The sequence below is a fragment of the Deinococcus sp. genome (assembly GCF_025362455.1).
In the GTDB taxonomy this organism is placed as follows: Bacteria; Deinococcota; Deinococci; order Deinococcales; family Deinococcaceae; genus Deinococcus.
Window position 1 is genome coordinate 1 of sequence record NZ_JANYGJ010000223.1, and the last position, 3,212, is coordinate 3,212.

5 protein-coding genes are annotated in these 3,212 nt (G+C 60.5%); 1 reads left to right on the top strand and 4 read right to left on the bottom strand.

Annotated features, from left to right (window positions below; all coding sequences use genetic code 11):
• The coding region (locus Q0R23_RS15565; protein ID WP_293914429.1) for a hypothetical protein at positions 1-187 on the bottom strand (187 nt) is incomplete at its 3' end.
• Between the two features lie 485 nt (positions 188-672).
• Complete coding sequence (locus tag Q0R23_RS15570) at positions 673-1,047, bottom strand: hypothetical protein (protein ID WP_293914431.1); 375 nt, start codon at positions 1,045-1,047, stop codon at positions 673-675.
• Positions 1,048-1,207: 160 nt separating this feature from the next.
• On the opposite strand from Q0R23_RS15570, the gene Q0R23_RS15575 reads away from it, so the two are divergent.
• On the top strand, positions 1,208-1,963 hold the full coding sequence (locus Q0R23_RS15575; RefSeq protein WP_293914433.1) for a DeoR/GlpR family DNA-binding transcription regulator: 756 nt from the start codon (positions 1,208-1,210) through the stop codon (positions 1,961-1,963).
• Positions 1,964-2,022: 59 nt separating this feature from the next.
• On the opposite strand, the gene Q0R23_RS15580 is transcribed toward Q0R23_RS15575, so the two are convergent.
• Positions 2,023-2,964 (bottom strand): ABC transporter permease, encoded by a 942-nt coding sequence (locus Q0R23_RS15580; protein WP_293914435.1) that lies wholly within the window; start codon positions 2,962-2,964, stop codon positions 2,023-2,025.
• A gap of 13 nt (positions 2,965-2,977) precedes the next feature.
• A partial coding sequence (locus Q0R23_RS15585; RefSeq protein ID WP_293914437.1) for an ABC transporter permease occupies positions 2,978-3,212 on the bottom strand: 235 nt, incomplete at its 5' end.

Sequence of the window (3,212 nt, forward strand, 5' to 3'; positions counted from 1 at the left end):
TCGCGCCGTCGATCTGCACTTGTACGGGCACGGTGCCGCGCAGGGGTCCGGCGTCGGGCTGGCCTGCGATTCCGGTGTAGCGCGGGTTAGGCGTCTCACCGGTGTGCTCAGAGGCGCGCTGGAGCAGGTGCCCCTCGTCTATCCCTCCCTGTACGCCGCCGTCGTGCTCACGAATCTTTTCGGTCATGGTGCCTCCTGAGCGATCCTGGCTGTTGCGGCTCTGAGTGTGACGATGCGCGGTAGCGGCAGGCTAAAGTGGCCGCGTCCTTAAGTGAAGTGCGCCCAGCATAGACAGTGCGGTGCGCCGCGCCTAGAGCGGGCCGCTCATTGTGTGGAAGGATTGAAGGCAACCTTCAGGCGGGGTGGAGAGACTCTACTGCCGGATCGAGGTCACGCCGCCTCGGTTGCTGTGAATATGAATGCGTATGCATGAGTCGGAATGGCAATGGCGCCTCGGCCCTTTGCGCCATTGCCATTCTGTCCAAGTTGTTGCAGGTCGCTGAGAGCGAGCGAATTGAGTAGAGCAAATCTCCGCTTGTGGTCTTCTTTGCAGCGTCTCTTGCCAGGCATTTGGGGGTCAATCAAAACCCTTGAAGACCAGCTAGCAGCGTTGGCGGGAGCGGATAACGCACAAAGTGTGGACTGGAATGGTCGCCGAGACTACCTACGCCATCAGGCGCAGCCGGGAACGTCCTCAAGACGGAAATAAACGGGGATGCCCCGTTCGCGCGCCAGACGCACATCATTGTCGGCGCCCTTCGAATCGCCTTTCAATCGTAAGACAGCGTGACAAAGTTGCAGGAGTCGGCCTGCTGTCGGATGCAGAACCTGTTCATAGAGGGCGTCACCGACTTCGCGGCCTCCAGCAACTGTCCAAACTGGAAGCGCGACCCACTCACCGATCATGGGAACGTGTCCAGCCTGAAACAGCGGCCACGCCGCTTGCTCTAGTCTGCTGAGGTTAGCCGCCATTCTCACCGGGTCGTCTCCCGTGCCACTTCGGTACGGCCCGGCAATCAGAATCATCATTGGGGACGGTGTTGTCATCTGTGAGTCTCCTTAGAGAGTGAGAACGATCAGTGAGCGCTATCTTTTACGGCGCTGTGCAACTCGCCCCGACGCCTGGTCTGTCCTCCTCATCAAATCAGAATTTTCGTGTAAAGTCAAGAAATTTCGTGCAATCTGTACGCTGAGGAATGGAGGGCTCATGCTGACAAGCCAGCGAAAACAACACCTATTGGCCGTGCTCAAGCGTGATGGGCAACTTGTCGCCAAGACGCTTAGCCAATCTCTCGGGCTATCCGAGGACACTATCCGGCGTGACCTGCGTGAGCTGGCTCAGGAGGGTCTGCTCCAGCGTGTCCACGGTGGCGCTCTGCCCGCTTCACCTGCCGTTGCAAACTACACAGCCCGGCAACAGCTCGCACCCTCGGCCAAGAGGGCGATTGGCCGCGCGGCGGCAGCGCTAATCCAGTCCGGTCAAATCATTCTCCTGGATGGCGGCACGACCGCCGTTCAGGTTGCTCGGCAGCTCGCCCCTGATCTGAAAGCTACCATCGTGACTCACAGTCCCAGCGTGGCCGTGGAGTTAGCGAATCATTTAACCGTGGAGGTCATCTTGATAGGAGGACGTCTATTCAAACATTCGGTCGTCACTGTCGGCGCGTCGGCGGTTGAAGCGCTCAGCCATATCCGTGCCGACATCTATTTTATTGGTGTCACTGGCGTCCATGTCACGCAAGGCTTGAGCACCGGCGACCTGGAGGAAGCGTATATCAAGCGGGCACTCATTCGCCAGGCAGCGGAAACCATCGTGCTAGCTTCGGTGGAAAAATTAGGTGTGGCCTCCGCTTATATTATTGCGCCGATTTCAGGTGCTACCGGGATGATTGTTGAGAGCAGCACTCCACCTGAGATCATGGCCCCCTTTCAGGAGCTGAATCTCTCCATCACTTACGCCTGACAGTAAACAGCGCTGCTCCATCCCCCATCCCACTCAAGCGCCGCTTTCCTCATCCCCGTCTACTGACTGCGCGGGTCCAGCACGTCCCTCAGTCCATCGCCGAACAGGTTGAAGCCCAGCACCGTAATCAAGATCGCCAGGCCCGGAAAGAGCATGGTCCATGACGCCTGGGTGTAGTACTGGCGGCTGTCGGCGAGCATGGTGCCCCATTCCGGCGTCGGCGGCTGGGCGCCCAGCCCGATGAAGCCCAGTGCGGCGGCCTCGATGGTGGCGGTGGCAATACTGAGGGCCGCCTGCACGATCAGCGGCGTCAGGCTGTTGGGCAGGACGTGCCTGAAGATGGTCCGGGCCTGCCCGGCGCCCAGCGCACTCGCCGCCTGCACGAACTCGCGCTCGCGCACGCTGAGGACCACGCTGCGGGCCAGGCGTAAATAAATCGGAATCTGCACCACGCTGACGGCGATCATGGCGGTGGTCAGGCCCGGATTATTGGAAATACTGACGATCCCGATGGCCAGCAGAATGCTCGGAAAAGCCAGCATCACGTCGCTGAAATACCCCAGCACGCTGTCGAGCCAGCCGCCGTAGAAGCCCGCCAGCACACCCAGCAGACTACCGATCACCAGCGCCAGCACCGTCGCCAGAATGCCGATCTGAAGGCTGACGCGGGCGCCGTGGAGCGTCCGCACCGCCACGTCGCGGCCCAGGTTGTCGGTGCCGAAGGGGTGGCGCCAGTAGTCCACCTGGTTCGTCACGGGGTCGGTGTATTTGGCCTTCGCCTCGGCGTTCCACAGGGCAGACACGCTCGGCGGCGACAGGCGGAAGCGGTAATCCACGTCGCCGGACGGGTTATAGGGCCGGATCACCGGGGCCAGCAGCGCCAGCAGCACGAAGACCAGCACGATCACGGCCCCGACCTTGCCGGGCGTGCTTTTGCGGAAGCGCCGCCACAGGATGTTTTCCTGTTTTTTGCGGGCAGGTACGGGAATGGCAGTGGTCAACTCAAACTCCTTTTCATGCGTACTGGATGCGTGGGTCAAGGAAAGCGTAGCTGATGTCAACAAGCAGATTCACGAGACTGATCAACAAAGCTACAAAAATAATCGCACCCTGAATCACCGGATAATCGCGCAGGCTGATGGCGTCGTAGAGCCAGCTTCCCAGGCCCGGCCAGCTAAAGATCGTTTCGGTCAGCACTGCGCCGCCGAGCAGTGCCCCGATCTGGAGGCCCACCACCGTCACCACCGGC